This is a genomic window from Aureliella helgolandensis, from assembly GCF_007752135.1.
Lineage (GTDB): Bacteria > Planctomycetota > Planctomycetia > Pirellulales > Pirellulaceae > Aureliella > Aureliella helgolandensis.
The window spans coordinates 3,656,824-3,674,008 of the sequence record NZ_CP036298.1 but is presented as its reverse complement, the minus strand read 5'-3'; the positions used below and the strand labels follow the sequence as shown (position 1 = coordinate 3,674,008).

Genomic DNA, 17,185 nt, shown 5'->3' with positions numbered 1-17,185 from the left:
GGCACATTCCACACTGACAATCGCAGGCTACCCAAGACTTTTCCAGGCCCCCCTAGGCGCCAAGTAGGAGATCGAGTCTATTTATGTCGCGGGATGGAGCAGCCCGGTAGCTCGCGAGGCTCATAACCTCGAGGTCGTCAGTTCGAATCTGGCTCCCGCAACTTCAATTCGGCATATCGGTTTAATCCGACCGCCGGGTTATCGAATAAGCCGACGTTGGTCTTCATGACTGGCGTCGGCTTTTTTCGTGTTTTACCGCAGTCCTGGTAATGACTAACGTCGACGCTGACCGGCCAAAGTTCTCTCGGCACGTCTCTAGAAAAGTACAATACGATTGTCGCCGGAACGCTCCGCGGTCCGATTCTGGCCATAAGATCTCACGTGTCTCCGTACTATTTAAACTCCAGGTTATGAAGCTCGGAGTGCTAGCCGAAGAAAGTGCTCGACGTTCCTAGAATCGTCCTAGCGGCAGACGTCCGATACAAAACCATTTTCCTGGATTCCCCAAACTTCCACTCGTTTTCGTAACGTCCGATTTCCACTTCAACAACACCATCACTTTTTCGAGGAAATTCACTCACGGGCGATATCGAAATTGTGAAAGGCGATCTTCTCGATCAAGACGTCAATGTAATCGTTAATGCTTGGAATCGGAACATCGTCCCTTGGTGGCTGCTGCTTCCTCAGGGCGTCTCGGGAGCGATTAAACGTCGCGGTGGATACGCTCCGTTTCGCGAGCTTGCCAAGCACGGGGCAATTCCGCTTGGCGGTGCGGTACTAACCGGAGCGGGCGCTCTGCCATTCAAAGCCATCATCCATGTGGCTGGCATCAGCATGTGGTGGCGATCAAGCGAAAAGTCGATCCGGGAATCGTGTCGCAACGCACTAGCACTGGCTGAGGAAAAGAAATTCAATTCGATCGCATTACCACTGATTGGTGCTGGCACCGGTGGCGGGTCGACTGAAGCAGTTCTTGATATGATGAGGGATGAACTCGCGAACGTTAGTTTCGGAGGGCGAATCGTCATCGTTCAATTTCAGAAAGATTGAATTAACAGGTTCCGATCAAATGCAGATCAATATCCAAGTCGGTGATGTCCTGGAAGTAGCCGCGGATGTGTTGATCTCTACCGCGAACCCTTGGCTAAATCTATCGGGCGGCGTCAATGGAGCGATCCTTTCGGCGGTTGGCCCGCCGATTCAAGAAGAACTGCACGCCCACCTGAGGAGCCAAGGCATCTCCTCCGTGCCGGCTGGAACCGTCGTCCAAAGCAGTTCGGGGAACCTGCCATTCGATTGCATCTTGCATGCGGTTGCGATCGACCCGTTCTACGATTCGACCGTTGATCTAGTCCGCCACACTGTCGTCACCGCACTGGAACTTGCCATCAAGGCAGGGGCGACAACGATCTCTACGCCGACACTGGCCACCGGATACGGTCCCATGTCGATCGCTGATTTCGGAACTGCAGTGGCACCGCTTGCCAGTGAATCTAGGTTCGATGGACTTTCATTGACAATCGTTGTTCGCTCCGAAGAGCACCGATCCGAGCTATCCGAAGCAATCTCAGTGGCTCAGACTCAAACGTGAAGGAAACCGGATGAAGTGTGGTTTCCACTTTTGTATTGTTGGCGTTGGCAGTGGCGGTTGCTGCCGCTCGTGACGGTCCGTGGGCGTGGCTGCTTTTTTATCCTGCGTTCTTTTTCGGGGTCGTTTCGGCAGCGTACTTGTTCTCCGCACCAGGCGTGTTCGGCAAGCGTGTTCGGCAAGCGTGTTCGGCAAGCGTGTTCGGCAAGCGTGTTCGGCAAGCGTGTTGATGGCAAGCGTTTCAGGCTGGGACACTGAATGTGTTGCCGTACGTGCTATACGTTGCGGCGGTGTGCCGCCCGGCTATTCCGCGCCGGACAACTTGCCACTCGGCTACCTGGCGAGTACTCCCCAAGCATGCCGCCTGATCCCGTTGTGTATCCAGTCCAAGCCGACGAAGAATCATCCAGTGACGGCGGGTCAACCTACGTCTCGATAGACCGGTCGCTCGACTGATCAAAATCCGCAACGAAAACGTTCCACTCAGACCGGCTACACCGCCGGCTTATTTTCGTATCTGGACACAAACCAACATCCAACTTGATGAAACCAACGCGTCTCGATAGGTTCGGAACAAGGCGAGGCAACACCGCCAAGCCGCGACCAAGCACCAACACAAAGAAATCATGGGGCGAACCAACCGATGTCCGAACCACCCTTAAAGATCCCGACCATCCCGCCGCAACCTGCGGCGTCCCACCGATCGCGGGCGGCGATGAATCGCAACAATGTCTAGCCAAACTCCGAAACAGATCGTCGTCGCATCGCCACGCGGACTAGCACTCTGAACTGCGCAAACAGGCGTCGCCTGGCGGCCCGATAGTACTGGGTTCCTGGATAAAGCCAACGGATTTACGGTCTAGACCACGCCGTGCAGACGAATTTGTCTCCGAGCTTTTGGTGTTCTTGGGAACTGATTTTTGTGACGAGTGTGACTGGTGAGGGATTAAACTCAATTAATCCAGTTGAATCAGCGAAAGCCGACGAGTACTCTCCAGAGTTCCATGTCGACGGCAGGAGTGAATAACGAAATGCACATCAAGGCGAGGTTTAGGAATCTTACTCCTAAAGAAACTGAACTCGAATTTGAGTTTCGTGAGCGTGTGAATCCTTGTCCAGAAATCGAGACTCCTAGGCAGCGAATGATACATCCAAGGGAATTAAGCAAATATCGTGGCCTTCTACTTCAAGCCTGGAGCAGGTTCAAATGGAGTTGCACTTCGTGGGGCATAGTTGTTGCTATTGTTTTGAGTTCGCCTCTCACCGTAGATGGCGCCGGGACCAAAAGTGTCTTAATCCTATATTCGAACGAGAGTTTCTTGCCAGCAAACATCTCGCTCGGCAACGCTATGGTCGACCAAATGCGTCGAGGCTATCCCGATCGCATCGAATTTTATAGCGAGTTTCTCGATCTTGTACGATTTCCTGGAGATAGTCACCTTTCGCGGACGGCGGACATGCTCCTTGAAAAATACAAAGGTCGAGACTTCGACCTTGTCATCTCGGCGGGGCCTCAAGCACTCAATCTTCTGGCCGACCAGCGACAATTTCTGTTTCCCAATGTTCCGGTCGTTTTTACTGGCGTTCGCAGGGAAAGTGCCACTTGGAGTGAGCTGAATAGTGCAACTGGGATCTTGATGAAACTTGATCCATTGCCGACGTTAGAGTTGGCGATGCAATTGCAACCCCAAACGCGACGAGTCGTTGTTGTCTCCGGAGCTTCGGATTTTGATCGCACGTGGGACGATTTAGCGAGAGAACGATTTCGCAATCACGAGTCTCGGCTTGAGTTTACTTATCTCTCAGGCTTGCCAATGCAAACGCTTTTGGAGCGTTTGCGTGACCTCCCGTCTGATGCGGTGGTGATTTATTTAACGTTCTTCACCGACGGGGAGGGAGAATACTTCCTTTCCGCCGATGCGGCAATATTAGTGGCGAACGCGTCCGCTGCCCCTGTCTACGGACCCTACGACACTTATATGGGAACGGGCATTGTTGGCGGATGCATGGATACGTTCGATGAAGTCGGTCGAGAGACTGGAGATTTAGCTCTGCGAATCTTGGCGGGCGAAAAGCCTGAAGATATCGCACCCTATTTTCCAGGCAAGGATTTGCCAATCGTCGACTGTCGCCAATTGGCCCGCTGGGAATTAAGTGAAGATCGACTCCCAGCACGAAGCGAAATGCGGTTCCGCCAAAGTTCGCTATGGAAAGAACACCGCAGCACGGTTATAACAGCAACTTTCGTCTTGGCACTTCAAGCCACGCTGCTGATCGGTCTGTTATTCGAAAGAAGAAATCGCATCCTAGCAGAATTGGTAGCCGATGAGACGCGAAGAGAGCTGACGCACGCATCACGACTCGCGACCGTCGGCGAACTTACGGCGTCGATTGCGCACGAGATCCATCAGCCTCTTGGCGCTATTTTAAGCAATGCGGACGCCGCAGAGATGCTGATCGATTCTTCGCCTGACTCGATGGATGAATTGCGGCAAATTTTGGCAGACATTCGCCAGGACGATTTACGGGCATGCGAGGTCATCGAGCGATTGCGAGCCTTGATGCGAAATCGCGAGCTGGAGTTGCAAGCTGTTGAACCGAATGAATTGATTGAAAACGTGATACGGCTCATCAACCGTGAGGCAAAGAGACGTGACGTTGCCGTCCACACGGAACTCGCTCCAGGCGGGCCGTTAGTCATCGCGGACAAGGTGCACTTACAACAGGTGCTACTCAATCTGTTGTTGAATGGTATGGAAGCAATGTCAGAAATCGACCAGCCGAAGAAACTGTTTGTGCAGACTCAACTTCAAAGTGACAATTTGGAATTCTTGGTCCAAGACTCTGGGCCGGACATTCCAACGGAGAGGCGTTCTCGCTTGTTCGATCCTTTCTTCACAACCAAGAAGGAGGGCATGGGGTTAGGGCTTTCAATTGCTCGAACGCTAGTGGAAGCTCACGGAGGTCGCATCTGGATTGACGATAACTGCCACACCGGATTGGGTTTACGGTTCACTGTTCCGCTCGCGCAAAAGTCATCGAACGAAACGAGTCAGTTCGCTGTTTTATCTGGGGAGCAAACCGGATGACGTTACCGAACCCGACGGTCCATGTTGTTGATGATGACGATTCTTTCCGTCAATCGATCGTCCGTTTGCTACGCGCGGCCGGTTACGAAGTCTGCGAGCATGCTTCCGCGGCCGAGTTCTTACTCTCGCGGGCGAGTCGCGCCCATGGTTGCGTTGTACTGGATATTCGCATGCCCGGTCTCGACGGACTCGAACTTCAAAAAGGGCTTAACGACTTCGATAATGCGCTTCCCATTATTTTTCTTACCGGACATGGTGACATTCAAATGAGCGTGCGAGCAATCAAGGCAGGAGCGATCGATTTTCTGACGAAGCCGGTCAATCGGGATTCGCTGTTGTCTGCCGTTCGCAATGCAATCTCAAGTGACGCATTGAACCGGGTAAACGATGAAAACCTGAAGCTCCTGCGTGATCGGTTCGGGAAGTTGACGGAAAGGGAAGTCTCCGTTTTTCTACTCGTTGTCGATGGAAAGCTCAACAAAAATATCGCCTCAGAACTCGGTATATCAGAACGCACCGTCAAATCGCACCGAGCCAATCTAATGGAAAAGCTTCAGGTCACTTCGCTAGCCGGCCTTATCGCGTCCGCCGTCCAGCTCAATCTGCCGATCCCAAAAAACTGATTCGGGACGGTCGACACGCATGATCCTTTGTCCACCTGCACCAAAGGGCAACTAAATTTGCCCCTAGGGACAATTGCAATCGTCATCAACTCGCTCACACTGTTCCGGTAATTGCCTTGACACAAGCTGGAGCATTTTAATGCCGAGCGACCTACTCGAAATCGTCGTTGTTGAAGACGATCCCAGTATGCGTCGAGCCATTGAACGAATGCTGCGAGTAGGTGGTTTCAGGCCAATCATGTTCGGTTCGGCAGAAGCCTCTATAGAAGCGGGCGTTTTGTTAACTGCAGACTGCTTGATTCTCGACATTCAATTGCCGGGTATGTCGGGACTTGACTTGTTTGAATACTCCTTGCCCGATGGAGATTCGCCGCCGACCATTTTCATTACATCATTTGATAACTCCGCATTTCGCGACAGGGCCGGAAGGCTCGGTGCGAGCAGTTATCATCAAAAACCATTCCTTGGACGAGTTCTGCTTGATGCTGTCAAGCAAGCCTTGCAGGCTCCTGGGGAAAATTGCAGGCTCGGCGAATAGACCTTCTTCACTTACGAACTTTGCCTTTTCACCCGGAGAATTTAGATGATTCGAATTCGTCCTTTACTATCGTTTTTCCTTACATGTAGCGTAGGCATCGCCTGTTCTACCATGGCTCATGGCCAGTCAACCGACTCCAAGAAGCCCAACATCCTCGTTATTTGGGGAGATGACATCGGCGTCTGGAACATCAGCCACATGAACCATGGCATGATGGGCTACAAGACTCCGAACATCGACCGCATCGCCAAGGAAGGTATTAGTTTCACCGACTACTACGGTCAGCAGTCCTGCACGGCGGGTCGCGCGGCCTTCCTCAATGGCAGCGTGCCGGTCCGTACCGGCATGACCAAGGTCGGCCTGCCTGCAGCTCCGCAAGGTTGGCAGGAGACGGACGTCACTTTCGCCGCCGTCCTCAAGGGCCAAGGCTATGCCACCGGCCAGTTCGGCAAGAACCACCAAGGCGACAGAGACGAGCATCTGCCGACCAACCATGGCTTCGACGAGTTCATGGGCAATCTCTACCACCTGAATGCAGAAGAGGAGCCGGAGGACCGCGACTATCCTGCCGATATGGAGCTTGCCGATGGCTCGACCTTCCGCAAGAAGTTCGGTCCCCGCGGTGTGATCAAGGCCACCGCTGACGGCAAGATTGAGGATACCGGGCCGCTGACCAAGAAGCGGATGGAAACCGTCGACGAGGAAACTCTCGCCGCCGCCAAAGATTTCATCCAGCGCCAACACGAAGCTGGCAAGCCTTGGATGTGCTGGTGGAACGGAACCCGGATGCACTTCCGCACCCACGTCAAGGAAGAGCACACCGGACTCGCAGGCAAAACGGGAGATGAGTACCACGACGGCATGGTCGAACACGACATCCATGTCGGAGAATTACTCGATCTGATCGATGAGCTTGGCATCGCGGACGACACGATCGTCCAGTACTCCACCGATAATGGGGTCCACTACAACACTTGGCCGGATGCGGGGACGACCCCCTTCCACGGTGAGAAAAACTCCAACTGGGAAGGTGCCTTCCGCGTTCCCTGTTACGTCCGCTGGCCCGGCAAATGGCCCGCCGGCGCGACCGTCAATGGCATCGTCTCGCACGAGGACTGGCTTCCCACTTTCGCCGCCGCAGCGGGCAATCCGGACATCAAGGAGCAGCTGCGCGAGGGAGTTGAGTTGATCGGTCGAGAGTACAAGAATTACATCGACGGCTACAACATGCTCGACTACCTCAAGAAGGCTGGAACTTTTGAGACCATCGACGAAGATATCGAGGCATCCCCCCGCCAAGAGTTCATCTATACGACCGACGGCGGTGAAGTGTGCGCCATCCGCGTCAAGGACTGGAAAGCTACGTACCTAGAGAACCGGGCCGATCGCCTACAGATCTGGCGGGAACCCTTTATCAAGTTGCGGACGCCACATCTATACAATCTGCGTCGCGACCCCTTCGAGAAGGCCCAGGCCGGTTCGAACACCTACGAGGACTGGTATATGGACAAAGTCTACCTGCTGGCGCCGATGCAGGTCGTCGCGTCCAAGTTCCTCATGACCATGAAAGATTATCCGCCTAGTCAGACGCCTGGCGACTGGAGTCTCTCAACGCTTGAAGAGCAGATCAAGGACATGAATCCGGGCGGCAAGTGATCGGATTGAATCATCTGGCGGGCGCCTCCTGAGGGGCGCCCGCCATTTTCTAGTTCTAGGCTGAATATCGAAAAAGTAGAAGAAAAACTGTGAAGAACCGCCCCCTTTCGCTGTTGATTGTTTTCGTAATATCCAGCTTGGCAGCCCGCGCGCGTGCCGCCGACCCCTTGCCGTCGTGGAACGACACCGCGGCCAAGCAATCAGTCATCGCGTTCGTTGAAAAAGTGACCGCGAAGGACTCGCCCGACTATGTAGCCCCCGTTGACCGGATCGCCACTTTCGACAACGACGGCACACTCTGGGCCGAGCAACCGGTCTATGTTCAATTGTTGTTTACGCTTGATCGCTTGAGGGAAATTGCTCCGCAGCATCCAGAGTGGCCAAATCAAGAGCCCTTTGCGTCAGTATTGAAGGGAGATCTTAAAGCTGCTGCTGCTGGTGGCGAGAAGGCAATCGCCGAACTTGTCATGGCGACCCATGCTGGCATGACAACGGCGGCGTTTGAAAAAATTGTTGTCGACTGGATCGCAACTGCTAGGCATCCCCAAACAGATAAACTGTATACGGAGATGGTCTATCAACCGATGCTTGAATTGATCGATTATCTAAAAGCAAAAGAATTTAAGGTCTTCATTGTTTCCGGCGGCGGAATCGAATTCATGCGTCCATGGACTCAGCGCGTGTATGGCATACCACCCGAGCAAGTCATCGGCAGTAGTATCAAAACTAAATACGAATTGCGTGATGGAAAACCTTATCTCGTTCGACTGCCCGCCTTGAACTTTTTCGACGATAAAGAAGGGAAGCCCGTCGCCATCAACCATCACATAGGCCGTCGCCCCATTGCGGCGTTTGGTAATTCCGATGGGGACTATCAAATGCTTGAGTGGACAACAAGTGGCGAGGGTTTACGCTTGGGCCTCGTCGTTCATCATACGGATGCTGATCGCGAGTACGCGTATGACCGCACATCCAAAATCGGTCAACTCTCGAAAGGGCTCGATGATGCGAAGTCCAAGGGATGGATTGTGGCGGACATGAAAAAGGATTGGAATCGAGTGTGGATCGGCAAGGCTTTGGATACAAACACATCCGACAAGTAGTCGCTGCATTGCTCAACGCCGCCACACGGAAATGCATCGCTCGACCAATCAGAACGCAACGTTCATTCGAACGCCCAAGATGTAAGCGTCATCGATTTGCTGAAATGCTTGAGCAAGCCATTGGAAATCAGGCGTGACAGTGACTGATTCGATTATTCTTGCTCGATAGAATATTTCGACGCCTTGGCTATCGCCTATTGGTCCCCAGGACGTAGCAGTCTGCAGGATGGGGCCGAACTCATTGCTTGTCCCGCTGTAGTCGTAGCCGCCCCCAAATGAATCGCCAGATCGCAACGGACTGGCCCCGCCTAAGCCTGCGCTCAATAGATAGCTGACTGGGTTGGTCCAGTCGTCGGCGATTCCCGCCTTGGCAAAGTAGCCCCAATGTCGACTGGATTCGCAGGGGTCCACCCATAAGGCTTGATCCGTATAGGGGCGGCCCAAAGCTTCGCATCTTTGGAGCAAGGCAAGAAAAACCCAAACGACATCTGGATCCTGTTGGCATCGGCCCGTCGGCCGTCTTGGTTCTCACGCACGCTATGAAGGGATTCCACATCGCAAAAGACCCGATCATACGGGTTCTAGATTAGATTTGCTGCCACGTAATCAGTTCGGCTTAGGTTGGAAAGCGACGGTCCCGGAACGTCATCCAGCGTGAGCTGACTGTATGTGAAGTTCGAGGTCTGCTGGGTCGCCCAAGATCGCTTGCATCCAACCATCCAGCCGAACACGGGCGAAATCGCTGCCGAGTTGGGACCGGTCGAAACGATGTCTGGCGATCCACGATAGCTTCCGATCCCTTAGGAGACTTCCTCGCATTTTCTGTTACGCGAGAATCTGGTTAACCCTATCGAGTTTTCTCCTACATAACCCTGAGGGCGATTGCCGTTTTGTTCGGTTCGCTAGGAATTGGTTTTAGGAGGAAGGGAGGAAGGGAGGAAGGGTTATAGGGCGCTGGACTGTATCCAGCCTAGCGTTCAGGTGCGGAAAGTGACCAAATTGCTGGAGTTGGTGACGATTCGGATCAAACGCGGCGAGATCCCTGAGAGTTTGGAAAGTTCTCGCGAGATTGAGGAAACGGGACTTGAGATCTCTCCGCTGTCAGTGATCACGGTGTCTCGCGGTGACTTTTTTGCAACGGGCAAGACGGTCCGCGATGAACTCTCAAACACTCACGGTGATCCCATTGAGCGAACAACAACGCGACAAGATCGCGGCGATTCGAGCCAAGGGTAAATGGCCGGGCGGGATGCCGGTGGTGAAGCGCCTCCAAGAATTCGGCTGGCCGAATAAGATTAGGCAGACTCGTACTGGGCGGCCCCGTGTTGGACGAGTTTTTGATAAGCCGGCGGTTCACTCACTGCTCACCAGTCCGCTCCGGCCGCCGGCGAAACGGTCTCTGGGCCGATCTTTGCCAAAATTCTCTCTTGTCACTGTACTATTTGACCTCAAGGATTATGTAATCCCAGAGTGCTATCGGAAAAAAGTGACGGGCGTTCCTGCCAACCGACAGCACCGTCGATTGGTAAATCGAGAGGTGGAAAATCCGGACATGTCGGCTGTCGGCAAGCTAGATTTCTGAGCGGCAACCGCTCGCTACGGTTCTGAGCGCTCGCCGATCGCGATTCGATCGCATGTGCCGCGCCAGCCCCCTTATCTCTGTAACGATTTTGCGAATGAAGTATGCACTTATCATCACCGGCGTTCTCGCTGGGCTAGCGATCACGGCTCCCCAGTTGGTGGTGTTAGAATATTTCCTGTTGATTGTGCCGGGGTTGGTTCTCACCGTCGCGCCGACGATGTTTGCCTACCTGATATTGACGGCGGTCGTTCGGCGACTGTTAACCAACCATGGCCAATCTCAACGGCTTTGATGCCAACTCCGTCGAACCAGCCGACGAACTCGAACCAATCCCAACTGGCAAGTACATCGCGGTCATCACCGACAGCGAAATAAAACCCATGAAATCTGGCACGGGCAACTATCTGCAGTTGACTTTTCAGATCGTGGAGGGTGAGTACGCAATGGTAAGTCTACGTGGCGAGATTGCTACGAGCAAGCTAGCCTTCACCGAAGTGGAAGGGAGCACTCCCAACGTTATTTCTCTAAACTCCAGTAAAAATGCGTTTCAGTTTTCGACAACGACTTTGCCCATCGCTTTTCCGCTCTCTAAGCGAGCGTATGCTTGTCCGACTTGTTCAAGCGAGAACTGCTCTTCATCCAGTACAGGCGTGAGTCCGCCGGACTCGCAAATCTGAGTTAGATTGCGCAGGATTTCGGCGTGTTGTTCTCGCTTGAAGTTGTGCAGCATCGGGATCAGCATGAAGACGACGTGCAACGATAAACCCTTGAGGTGCGCCGGAGTCAAATCCAACTCGCACATCGACACGGTGGTGGCGACTTGACCGTTCAGTGCAGCGGCTTCAAATGAGTTCGTCAGGTTGGCACCACCAACCGAGTCGAACACCACATCGAACCCAGCTCCGTCGGTGTGCTTGTCAACGTACTGCTCAACCGTTTCCGTTTTGTAGTTGATACCGGTGGCACCCAATCGTTCGATCAGTGCCAGTTGTTTCTCGCCGCCACCGGTGGAGTAAACTTCGGCACCCCAGTGTTTTGCCAGTTGCAGTGCGACATGGCCAACTCCGCCGGAGCCTCCATGCACGAGAACTTTTTGTCCTTGGTTGATGCCCGCTCGCTGCAAGCCTTCGTAGGCCGTGATCGCGACCAGCGGCAACGCGGCGGCTTCTGGCATCAACAGGTTCTTCGCCTTATGGGCGATCAAGTTACTGTCGGCCACCATGTATTGGGCTAGCGTGCCGGGCAAGTCTGCCAATCCGCCTGCACATCCATAGACTTCATCGCCGACTGAAAAATCCTTCACGCGATCGCCGACCGCCTCGACCGTTCCGGCGAAGTCCATCCCAAGAATCGCTGGCGTGTCGGGAGACAACGGCAAATCCTTACCCATGCTGCGTATCATGGTGTCGACCGTGTTGACGCTTGAGGCGGCGATCTTCACCAACACGTGGCCAGCCTTCACTTCTGGTTTCGCAACATCTGCAGCTTCAAAGGTCGCGTTTTCGCCATAGGCGTTGATGAGCATCGCTTTCATATCGATTGTATCCGGCTCTTGGTTAGTGAAGAAGTATTCTTGGTAGTGGACGAAGCCCCGCTACTCCGTTAGCTCACGGGCGACGGAGAGGTAGTAGTTGCGGGCAGTTGCGTTGACCATGTTGCTGGCGAGATTGGTTAAGGCGTTCGCTTTGACTTGTTTCGCGTTTTTGTCGTCCGGGTTGATCGCAAGCAGGTGATCGGCGAGCTGCGCGGCCCATTGGTTGTCGTCTGAGGCCAGTGCAGCGTGGGCGGACTCCATTAGCTTGCCTACTCCCCCGGCAAGTTTCGCAACACGTTCCGCTTCTGCCTTTGGTGAGAGACGAAACAAATTGGAAGGATTGCCGTCGAACCAGCCAAGGTAACCGTTGAAAATGCTGCGCACTCCCCACTCGGGATGTCCGTAGAACGGTTGCAAATAGTCCTTGCTAGCGAGGTCTTCGGGGAGTTGCACATACTCGACCAGTTCATCAGGCGTGAGTCCCCTGTTCATTCCTTCGACGGTCTTGTCGTGGATGAACTGAACGGCGGTGTGGTAGTCGGTCAACACTTGCTCGACTTCGCCAGCGCCCACAATCGGCTTCGTATGACCACCAACCACAGTCTCAGCGTTATAGGCAGCGATCTTTCCAAGACTCTCTGCCCACAAGCGAACGCTGCGATTGGGAGTGCCACGGATGGCGTACAAGTTGGGAAACGACCAGTAGAAATTGTCGCCAGCGAAGATAACCTTTCCGGCTAGGTACCAGACGAAAAGCTGATCGTTCGTTTCGCCAGGCGATGAGACAAGTTCTAGTTCGACGCCGGCAACGTTAATCGTTTGACGCTCGCCTTTGAGGAAGTGTGTTGGATCGGTGTTTGATGCCGCTGCGAAAACTGCTCCGCCGCGTTTGGGGTAACGAACCGGCGCGATACCGTTATTAATCCGTTGCTCAGGTGGCAATTTGAATCCGGCCTGCCGTGCACCCCGCAAATTTTGAACGGCCAGGTTGCCAGACGTCCACGAGCGAGCTTCGCTGCCAAAGTTCTCGTGTGCCCAAATCTGCGGACGTTCGTCGCCAAGAAACGCCGCCGCGCCGCCAGTATGATCGCCGTGCGCGTGCGTGAAGACAATCGCCTTGACCGGCTTGTCTGTGATCTTGCGAAACTCCGTGACAATCCGCTCGGCGTCACCGCGCATCATCCCTGTGTCAATGATGACCACACCATCATCGCCAACGATCATCGAGACATTCGAGACGCTGTACCCAACGGCGACGTAGACACTATCAGCAACCTTGACGATCTGCTCAGTGAATTGTGCGTTTTGGTTTCTGAGCCGCTGAGTTGCGTGGTTCGCTTCCTGGGCTTGGATTGAACTCGTGCCGAGCAGTAAGAGGCAGCAAGTAATGATAAGAGTTTTCATAAGACTATTCCTTCGACATGTATTTGGTTAGGTTCTTCTGCATCTTCCGCAGAACGTTCTGCGTCGCTTCCAGCTCCGACTTCGAGATGCGCTTCAACGTGGCTTTTCGCAAGTCGTCTAACAGGGGGAGGACGGTTTGAAGCTTCTCTTCGCCGCGGCGAGTCAATCCGACCATCACGATGCGAGCGTCTTCGCTCGATACGCTCCGCTCAACAAACTTCTGTTCAACGAGTCGATCCAACTGGCGTTTCACCGTCGTAGGATCACGAATCATCAACGATGCCAACTCGTTCATGCTCAGCGGCTGGCCGGCATCCGACAAAGTGATCAGTGCCTGTGTTTCCTCCGGGGAAAACGGCCAACCGGCACTCTTCAGCACGAAAGCCATTCCAGAGCGAATCAGATAGGCAACGCGTCCAATTGCGAATCCAGGCGAGGATTCTGAGTCAAAGTACATGTTCAACTCCGGAAGAATCTTGAAGCGAGGAGGTTGTCGGACCAGCAAAGATCGGACGATACCAATCAAAGTAACAGTAAATCAGTAGCGTGCGCGCTACGAAATCGGGAAGCCCGATGACGAGGTACTTGTGAGCAAAAAGGGGCACATACAGCAAAATATCAAAGCCAAAAGGCAGCGACATCAGAACAGCGAGAGGCGCGATCCTCGGGAAGAACATCAGTCCGCCGCAGACCGTTTTGAACAAGCCTACCCAGAAAATCAGGGTGCCCGTCTTCTCGATCGCAATCATGAATTGGCCAACCTCATCCGGTGTCTCACCCACGGGATAGCCGCGCGTGGCGAACCCAAGCGTCATGATCCCGGTGCCGACAAGGAACAATGCGAAAAGTATCCGCACGACGGAGGCGAGGTGTGGAAGTCGAACGCTGCGATTTTCTGGTGAAGGCATATCACTCGTCTCATGCGAGGTGAGGTTGCACGTTTGTTCATCGAACTCGCCGGAAGAATTCACGCAAGCCGGCAACCTGTAGATTACAGCTATCGATCCGCTAGTCAATGCTTCTGACCAGAATTCGACGCAGGCTCACCCAGTCCAGTGTTTCAGTTGTTCTCAAGGATTGGAGCAACGAACGCTTTAAGTGCTATTCTCAATTATTCCGGGCGATAGCGTCGTCACCCTCAACGCAGCTGCATTTTGTGGTGGTACCGAGTAGGTTACCTGGTGCCCCGGACACCGGCAGGCTGGAACCCAACGCAAGAAAAGGAGTTGGGATAGCTGTGGGGGAAGACGAGATCGACAGTGATTCGGAGAAGATTGGCAGGTCCGAAATTTTCGGATAGACCTCATGGCCCTCGAACTTTTCGGTTCCCGGAATCAGCGGATAGGTCTCGGGGCCGCTAGCCAGCAGGGTTGTAAGGATCTTGTAGCCCTGCTTGTGCGTGAGGGCCAAGGGGACGGTAACGACATACGGGTTCGCAGCGACAAAGTTTTCTGTTGAGTTTCTTATGGCGAGTCCTGTTTGTGTTTCTGCGCGCCTGCTTGAAACTGATGACGGATTTAGTGGTCAAATGTACCAAGGCGACGACTGGTTCCTTGCAAAGTGGGTGGAAGCGTTCGATTCACCGATGGTTTGTTGATAGTCGTTGATCGCTCCGCGATCATCACGTTGGGTTCGCGGAGCGAACCACGACAATAACTAAGGCAGACGCATAAGGCTGGACGGATCGCTTTGCTTACGAGTTGTTCGGCGGTCTCGCCATTTGTGTATTCGAGTCGCCTAGCGATGGTCAGCTGATACTCGACCTCGCGAATAAATCCCAATGCCATGTCGAGGAATCGCAGGAAATCTGCCTCAGAGTACTTCGCATATCCTTCGACGATGTTGGATGGAATTGAAGCGGGAGCTCGGCGAAGTTGTGATGTAAGTCCGAACATTTCGTCCTTCGGAAATGTCCTCGTTGCTGAATAAACCGACATGACAAGTTCATCCGCCAACTCGAACGCGCGTAGCTTTCGATGATTTCGCATAACTTCCCATTTCCCTCAGGACTCGCAACTCAAGACTCCCCCCTATCCTAACGCTGGAGCCAGATGGCTAGGCGGCCGGCTGCAACCCGGTTTATGTGGGTTCGACTCCCACCAGCGTTTCTTGATCGACCAACCAACGAATTGGACTACATCTTAGCTAAAGGCCTGGCTCATTCGAAACCTTCGCCGACCGATCACAACACAAAGTCCAACTGCTTGTCCGGGAATACATCACAACGATGACGTCCCTAAGGTATCGCGTTACCGGCGACCGAAAGCAGCGTGATCGTCCGCGAATCTCGGTGAGAATCGCCGTCGTGTGTCCACTGTCGATGGCATTGCTAACGACCGGAGCGGTTTACTCGGCAAACAACTTCGTTGGGTGGTTACCAAACACGACTAACTGCCGCATCGGAGTACATCCAAACAAGCTTGAAGTTAGAGGCATGAAGCTTGAAGCACTGCGACTCCTGGTTTCAATTTTTGATTTAACCCTTCCCCAATTGCACTTCATAACGCTTCGTTAGTCGTGTCTTCCACAATTGTTCGAAAGACCAAGCTATGCGTGTTTACCGTACCTATTTTGCAATTACGACCGGCCGCGAGTAGCACCTGCTTGCAGCCCAACCGAGAAAACACGTGTACATGTCCAAACTTTCAACCATTGCGAAACCATGAAAACCAAATCCAAAATCCGGTCCAAAACCGCGATTTCCGTCGCAGCGCGGATCGCTGGCGAAGACATCGCCAAAGGTGACTATGTCACCATCCTCAGCGAGATCATCGAGCTTCCGTCCTACTTATGGAACTGCTCGGGCATCTCGCAACCCATCGACGAACTCGTTCGACTTCGCTACTTGCCAAACGCAGCCGGCGAACCGCATAAAGTCGTCGCCGTTTGCTTGCCATTCGTCTACGCGAAGCGTCCCAGGGGCAACCTGATCGCTTTCGACACACGGCAGCAACAACTGGTCCGGCTCGACCGAGATAACGGTCGCTCGCTTTGGAAACAAATGCGGAAGGCGAAAAGGAAGTGAGAAGAGTGAAAGCTAGTCGCGGAGTTTCTTGACGATGGAAGTCAGGATCGCGACTAGCTCGTTGCACTCGTCCATCATCGGTTGCAGTCGATCGTGCGGAACGATCTCGGTTTCTGCAAGCAGCCGAAGCCAATACAGCGTCTCGCGTGCTTCTTTACAAGGGATGTTGTATTTGAGCCGAAAATCCTTCCGGCTCTGGCTTCCTTGCCCCTCTTCAACGTTCGCACCGACTGACATGCCCGAACGGATCAGCTGGCGGCTGAGCGATTGCGGAACGCCATGCAGCTCTTCCAGCGTTTGGCTTAGTTTCACAATTCGCTTCGCAAAAGCGAACGTCCGGTCAGGCAAGTCTGTCTTCATAGAACTCAAGATACCAGAAGTGCATCACTACCACCTCCAACTGTTTCTCCTTTTACACTTCACCCCTCACTATTCGAACTTCTCCCGTGGTTAACAAGACTCTATTCCAAAGCAGCACCAGCGTCCTGCCACGAGCGACTATCGTCAACGAAGCGGGCGGCCCAGCGTACAAGTTGTCCGCGAAGCACGCGCTCGCCCAAATGGCGGCGACCGGCACGTTCGGCAACGTCTACGACCCGTCCGCGCAAAACCAACTCGACGCAATGCGAAAGCCGATCAAGAGATCGACAAACAGCGAGTTCCTAGCAAGGCTGGCAGCCTACTCACGTGAGCGTGCTTACATGAAGGACATAGCGGCAGCGCTGTTGGCCGTGTTGTCGACGCGAGACACCAAGCTCATGCACCAAGTCTTCGACCGAGTCGTGGAGAACGGCCGCGTGTTGCGCACCGTTTTCCAAATGACTCGTTCGGGACAGATCGTGTGTAAGGGCCAGCCATCATCGCACCAAGGGGCGTTCTCACGGTGGCTCAACCATGCGTCAGTCGCTAAGTTGCTGCCAGCTAGGATCGGAAACGATCCGAACCTGCAATACTGTCTGCCATGCCTTGTCTGACACCGAAAGATGACGAACGCCGTGCGGTGTTCTGATGGATGACCACGGGGCGAACGCTCGCAGGCACCA

Annotated in this window: 18 protein-coding genes, 2 tRNA genes and 1 pseudogene; 14 read left to right on the top strand and 7 right to left on the bottom strand. The window is 53.7% G+C overall.

Annotated elements, in window-relative coordinates; all coding sequences use genetic code 11:
- Nucleotides 1–87 precede the first annotated feature (87 nt).
- From Q31a_RS13135 to Q31a_RS13095, 8 genes are all read left to right on the top strand, one after another.
- Nucleotides 88–161, top strand: a tRNA-Met gene (locus Q31a_RS13135).
- Between the two features lie 436 nt (nucleotides 162–597).
- Nucleotides 598–1,050: a macro domain-containing protein gene (locus Q31a_RS13130; RefSeq protein ID WP_231691184.1), complete on the top strand. Its 453-nt coding sequence runs from the start codon at nucleotides 598–600 to the stop codon at nucleotides 1,048–1,050.
- Between the two features lie 19 nt (nucleotides 1,051–1,069).
- On the top strand, nucleotides 1,070–1,591 hold the full coding sequence (locus Q31a_RS13125; protein WP_145078301.1) for a macro domain-containing protein: 522 nt from the start codon (nucleotides 1,070–1,072) through the stop codon (nucleotides 1,589–1,591).
- Nucleotides 1,592–2,907: 1,316 nt separating this feature from the next.
- Nucleotides 2,908–4,677 (top strand): sensor histidine kinase, encoded by a 1,770-nt coding sequence (locus Q31a_RS13115; protein ID WP_197356795.1) that lies wholly within the window; start codon nucleotides 2,908–2,910, stop codon nucleotides 4,675–4,677.
- Nucleotides 4,674–5,300: a response regulator transcription factor gene (locus Q31a_RS13110; RefSeq protein ID WP_145078295.1), complete on the top strand. Its 627-nt coding sequence runs from the start codon at nucleotides 4,674–4,676 to the stop codon at nucleotides 5,298–5,300. Before Q31a_RS13115 ends, Q31a_RS13110 begins: the two co-directional genes overlap by 4 nt.
- A 139-nt stretch (nucleotides 5,301–5,439) precedes the next feature.
- On the top strand, nucleotides 5,440–5,838 hold the full coding sequence (locus Q31a_RS13105; RefSeq protein WP_145078292.1) for a response regulator transcription factor: 399 nt from the start codon (nucleotides 5,440–5,442) through the stop codon (nucleotides 5,836–5,838).
- A 111-nt stretch (nucleotides 5,839–5,949) separates the two neighbouring features.
- Nucleotides 5,950–7,494 (top strand): arylsulfatase, encoded by a 1,545-nt coding sequence (locus Q31a_RS13100; protein WP_391575332.1) that lies wholly within the window; start codon nucleotides 5,950–5,952, stop codon nucleotides 7,492–7,494.
- 89 nt (nucleotides 7,495–7,583) lie between these two features.
- Entirely contained in the window at nucleotides 7,584–8,597 is a 1,014-nt protein-coding gene (locus Q31a_RS13095) for an HAD family hydrolase (protein WP_145078286.1), read from the top strand.
- A gap of 48 nt (nucleotides 8,598–8,645) precedes the next feature.
- Here the strand turns inward: Q31a_RS13095 and Q31a_RS13090 are convergent, their stop codons facing one another.
- Nucleotides 8,646–9,041 (bottom strand): carbohydrate porin, encoded by a 396-nt coding sequence (locus tag Q31a_RS13090; protein WP_231691183.1) that lies wholly within the window; start codon nucleotides 9,039–9,041, stop codon nucleotides 8,646–8,648.
- A gap of 546 nt (nucleotides 9,042–9,587) precedes the next feature.
- On the opposite strand from Q31a_RS13090, the gene Q31a_RS30190 reads away from it, so the two are divergent.
- The 3 genes and pseudogenes from Q31a_RS30190 to Q31a_RS31390 form a co-directional block, all read left to right on the top strand.
- Entirely contained in the window at nucleotides 9,588–9,833 is a 246-nt protein-coding gene (locus tag Q31a_RS30190) for a hypothetical protein (RefSeq protein ID WP_197356794.1), read from the top strand.
- Nucleotides 9,834–10,273: 440 nt separating this feature from the next.
- Nucleotides 10,274–10,471 (top strand): hypothetical protein, encoded by a 198-nt coding sequence (locus Q31a_RS13080; protein WP_145078280.1) that lies wholly within the window; start codon nucleotides 10,274–10,276, stop codon nucleotides 10,469–10,471.
- Nucleotides 10,449–10,562: pseudogene (locus Q31a_RS31390) on the top strand (hypothetical protein); the annotation flags it as partial. The gene Q31a_RS13080 and the pseudogene Q31a_RS31390, both read left to right, overlap by 23 nt.
- A gap of 164 nt (nucleotides 10,563–10,726) precedes the next feature.
- On the opposite strand, the gene Q31a_RS13070 reads toward Q31a_RS31390, so the two are convergent.
- From Q31a_RS13070 to Q31a_RS13050, 5 genes are all read right to left on the bottom strand, one after another.
- A complete protein-coding gene (locus Q31a_RS13070) occupies nucleotides 10,727–11,713 on the bottom strand; it encodes a zinc-dependent alcohol dehydrogenase family protein (protein ID WP_145078274.1) in 987 nt (328 codons plus the stop codon).
- A gap of 60 nt (nucleotides 11,714–11,773) precedes the next feature.
- Nucleotides 11,774–13,117: an alkyl/aryl-sulfatase gene (locus Q31a_RS13065; protein WP_145078271.1), complete on the bottom strand. Its 1,344-nt coding sequence runs from the start codon at nucleotides 13,115–13,117 to the stop codon at nucleotides 11,774–11,776.
- A gap of 4 nt (nucleotides 13,118–13,121) precedes the next feature.
- Nucleotides 13,122–13,574 carry a MarR family winged helix-turn-helix transcriptional regulator gene (locus Q31a_RS13060; protein WP_145078268.1) on the bottom strand — a complete coding sequence of 151 codons (453 nt, stop codon included), beginning with the start codon at nucleotides 13,572–13,574 and terminating at the stop codon, nucleotides 13,122–13,124.
- Nucleotides 13,564–14,025, bottom strand: coding sequence for a hypothetical protein (locus Q31a_RS13055; protein WP_145078265.1), 462 nt, complete (start codon nucleotides 14,023–14,025; stop codon nucleotides 13,564–13,566). The genes Q31a_RS13060 and Q31a_RS13055 overlap by 11 nt, the downstream gene beginning before the upstream one ends.
- Nucleotides 14,026–14,634: 609 nt before the next feature.
- Nucleotides 14,635–15,105 (bottom strand): four helix bundle protein, encoded by a 471-nt coding sequence (locus tag Q31a_RS13050; RefSeq protein ID WP_145078262.1) that lies wholly within the window; start codon nucleotides 15,103–15,105, stop codon nucleotides 14,635–14,637.
- A 49-nt stretch (nucleotides 15,106–15,154) separates the two neighbouring features.
- Between Q31a_RS13050 and Q31a_RS30185 the strand changes: the two genes are divergently transcribed.
- Both Q31a_RS30185 and Q31a_RS13045 read left to right on the top strand, forming a co-directional pair.
- A tRNA-Cys gene (locus Q31a_RS30185) sits at nucleotides 15,155–15,225 on the top strand.
- Nucleotides 15,226–15,779: 554 nt separating this feature from the next.
- A complete protein-coding gene (locus tag Q31a_RS13045) occupies nucleotides 15,780–16,142 on the top strand; it encodes a hypothetical protein (RefSeq protein ID WP_145078259.1) in 363 nt (120 codons plus the stop codon).
- A 12-nt stretch (nucleotides 16,143–16,154) separates the two neighbouring features.
- Here Q31a_RS13045 and Q31a_RS13040 read toward each other — a convergent pair whose 3' ends face one another.
- Complete coding sequence (locus tag Q31a_RS13040; RefSeq protein ID WP_145078256.1) at nucleotides 16,155–16,502, bottom strand: four helix bundle protein; 348 nt, start codon at nucleotides 16,500–16,502, stop codon at nucleotides 16,155–16,157.
- A gap of 86 nt (nucleotides 16,503–16,588) precedes the next feature.
- On the opposite strand from Q31a_RS13040, the gene Q31a_RS13035 reads away from it, so the two are divergent.
- The gene (locus Q31a_RS13035; protein ID WP_231691182.1) at nucleotides 16,589–17,116 is read left to right on the top strand and encodes a hypothetical protein; all 528 of its coding nucleotides are present in this window, start codon (nucleotides 16,589–16,591) and stop codon (nucleotides 17,114–17,116) included.
- The last annotated feature ends 69 nt before the right edge of the window (nucleotides 17,117–17,185 follow it).

What these genes read in the sequence shown, in the direction of transcription:
- Q31a_RS13065 (WP_145078271.1), bottom strand. Translation starts at nt 13,117, where the DNA reads ATGAAAACTCTTATCATTACTTGCTGCCTCTTACTGCTCGGCACGAGT.
- Q31a_RS13060 (WP_145078268.1), bottom strand. Translation starts at nt 13,574, where the DNA reads ATGTACTTTGACTCAGAATCCTCGCCTGGATTCGCAATTGGACGCGTT.
- Q31a_RS13100 (WP_391575332.1), top strand. Translation starts at nt 5,950, where the DNA reads ATGGCTCATGGCCAGTCAACCGACTCCAAGAAGCCCAACATCCTCGTT.
- Q31a_RS13125 (WP_145078301.1), top strand. Translation starts at nt 1,070, where the DNA reads ATGCAGATCAATATCCAAGTCGGTGATGTCCTGGAAGTAGCCGCGGAT.
- Q31a_RS13040 (WP_145078256.1), bottom strand. Translation starts at nt 16,502, where the DNA reads ATGAAGACAGACTTGCCTGACCGGACGTTCGCTTTTGCGAAGCGAATT.
- Q31a_RS13080 (WP_145078280.1), top strand. Translation starts at nt 10,274, where the DNA reads ATGAAGTATGCACTTATCATCACCGGCGTTCTCGCTGGGCTAGCGATC.
- Q31a_RS13045 (WP_145078259.1), top strand. Translation starts at nt 15,780, where the DNA reads ATGAAAACCAAATCCAAAATCCGGTCCAAAACCGCGATTTCCGTCGCA.
- Q31a_RS13105 (WP_145078292.1), top strand. Translation starts at nt 5,440, where the DNA reads ATGCCGAGCGACCTACTCGAAATCGTCGTTGTTGAAGACGATCCCAGT.
- Q31a_RS13110 (WP_145078295.1), top strand. Translation starts at nt 4,674, where the DNA reads ATGACGTTACCGAACCCGACGGTCCATGTTGTTGATGATGACGATTCT.
- Q31a_RS13055 (WP_145078265.1), bottom strand. Translation starts at nt 14,025, where the DNA reads ATGCCTTCACCAGAAAATCGCAGCGTTCGACTTCCACACCTCGCCTCC.
- Q31a_RS13050 (WP_145078262.1), bottom strand. Translation starts at nt 15,105, where the DNA reads ATGCGAAATCATCGAAAGCTACGCGCGTTCGAGTTGGCGGATGAACTT.
- Q31a_RS13070 (WP_145078274.1), bottom strand. Translation starts at nt 11,713, where the DNA reads ATGAAAGCGATGCTCATCAACGCCTATGGCGAAAACGCGACCTTTGAA.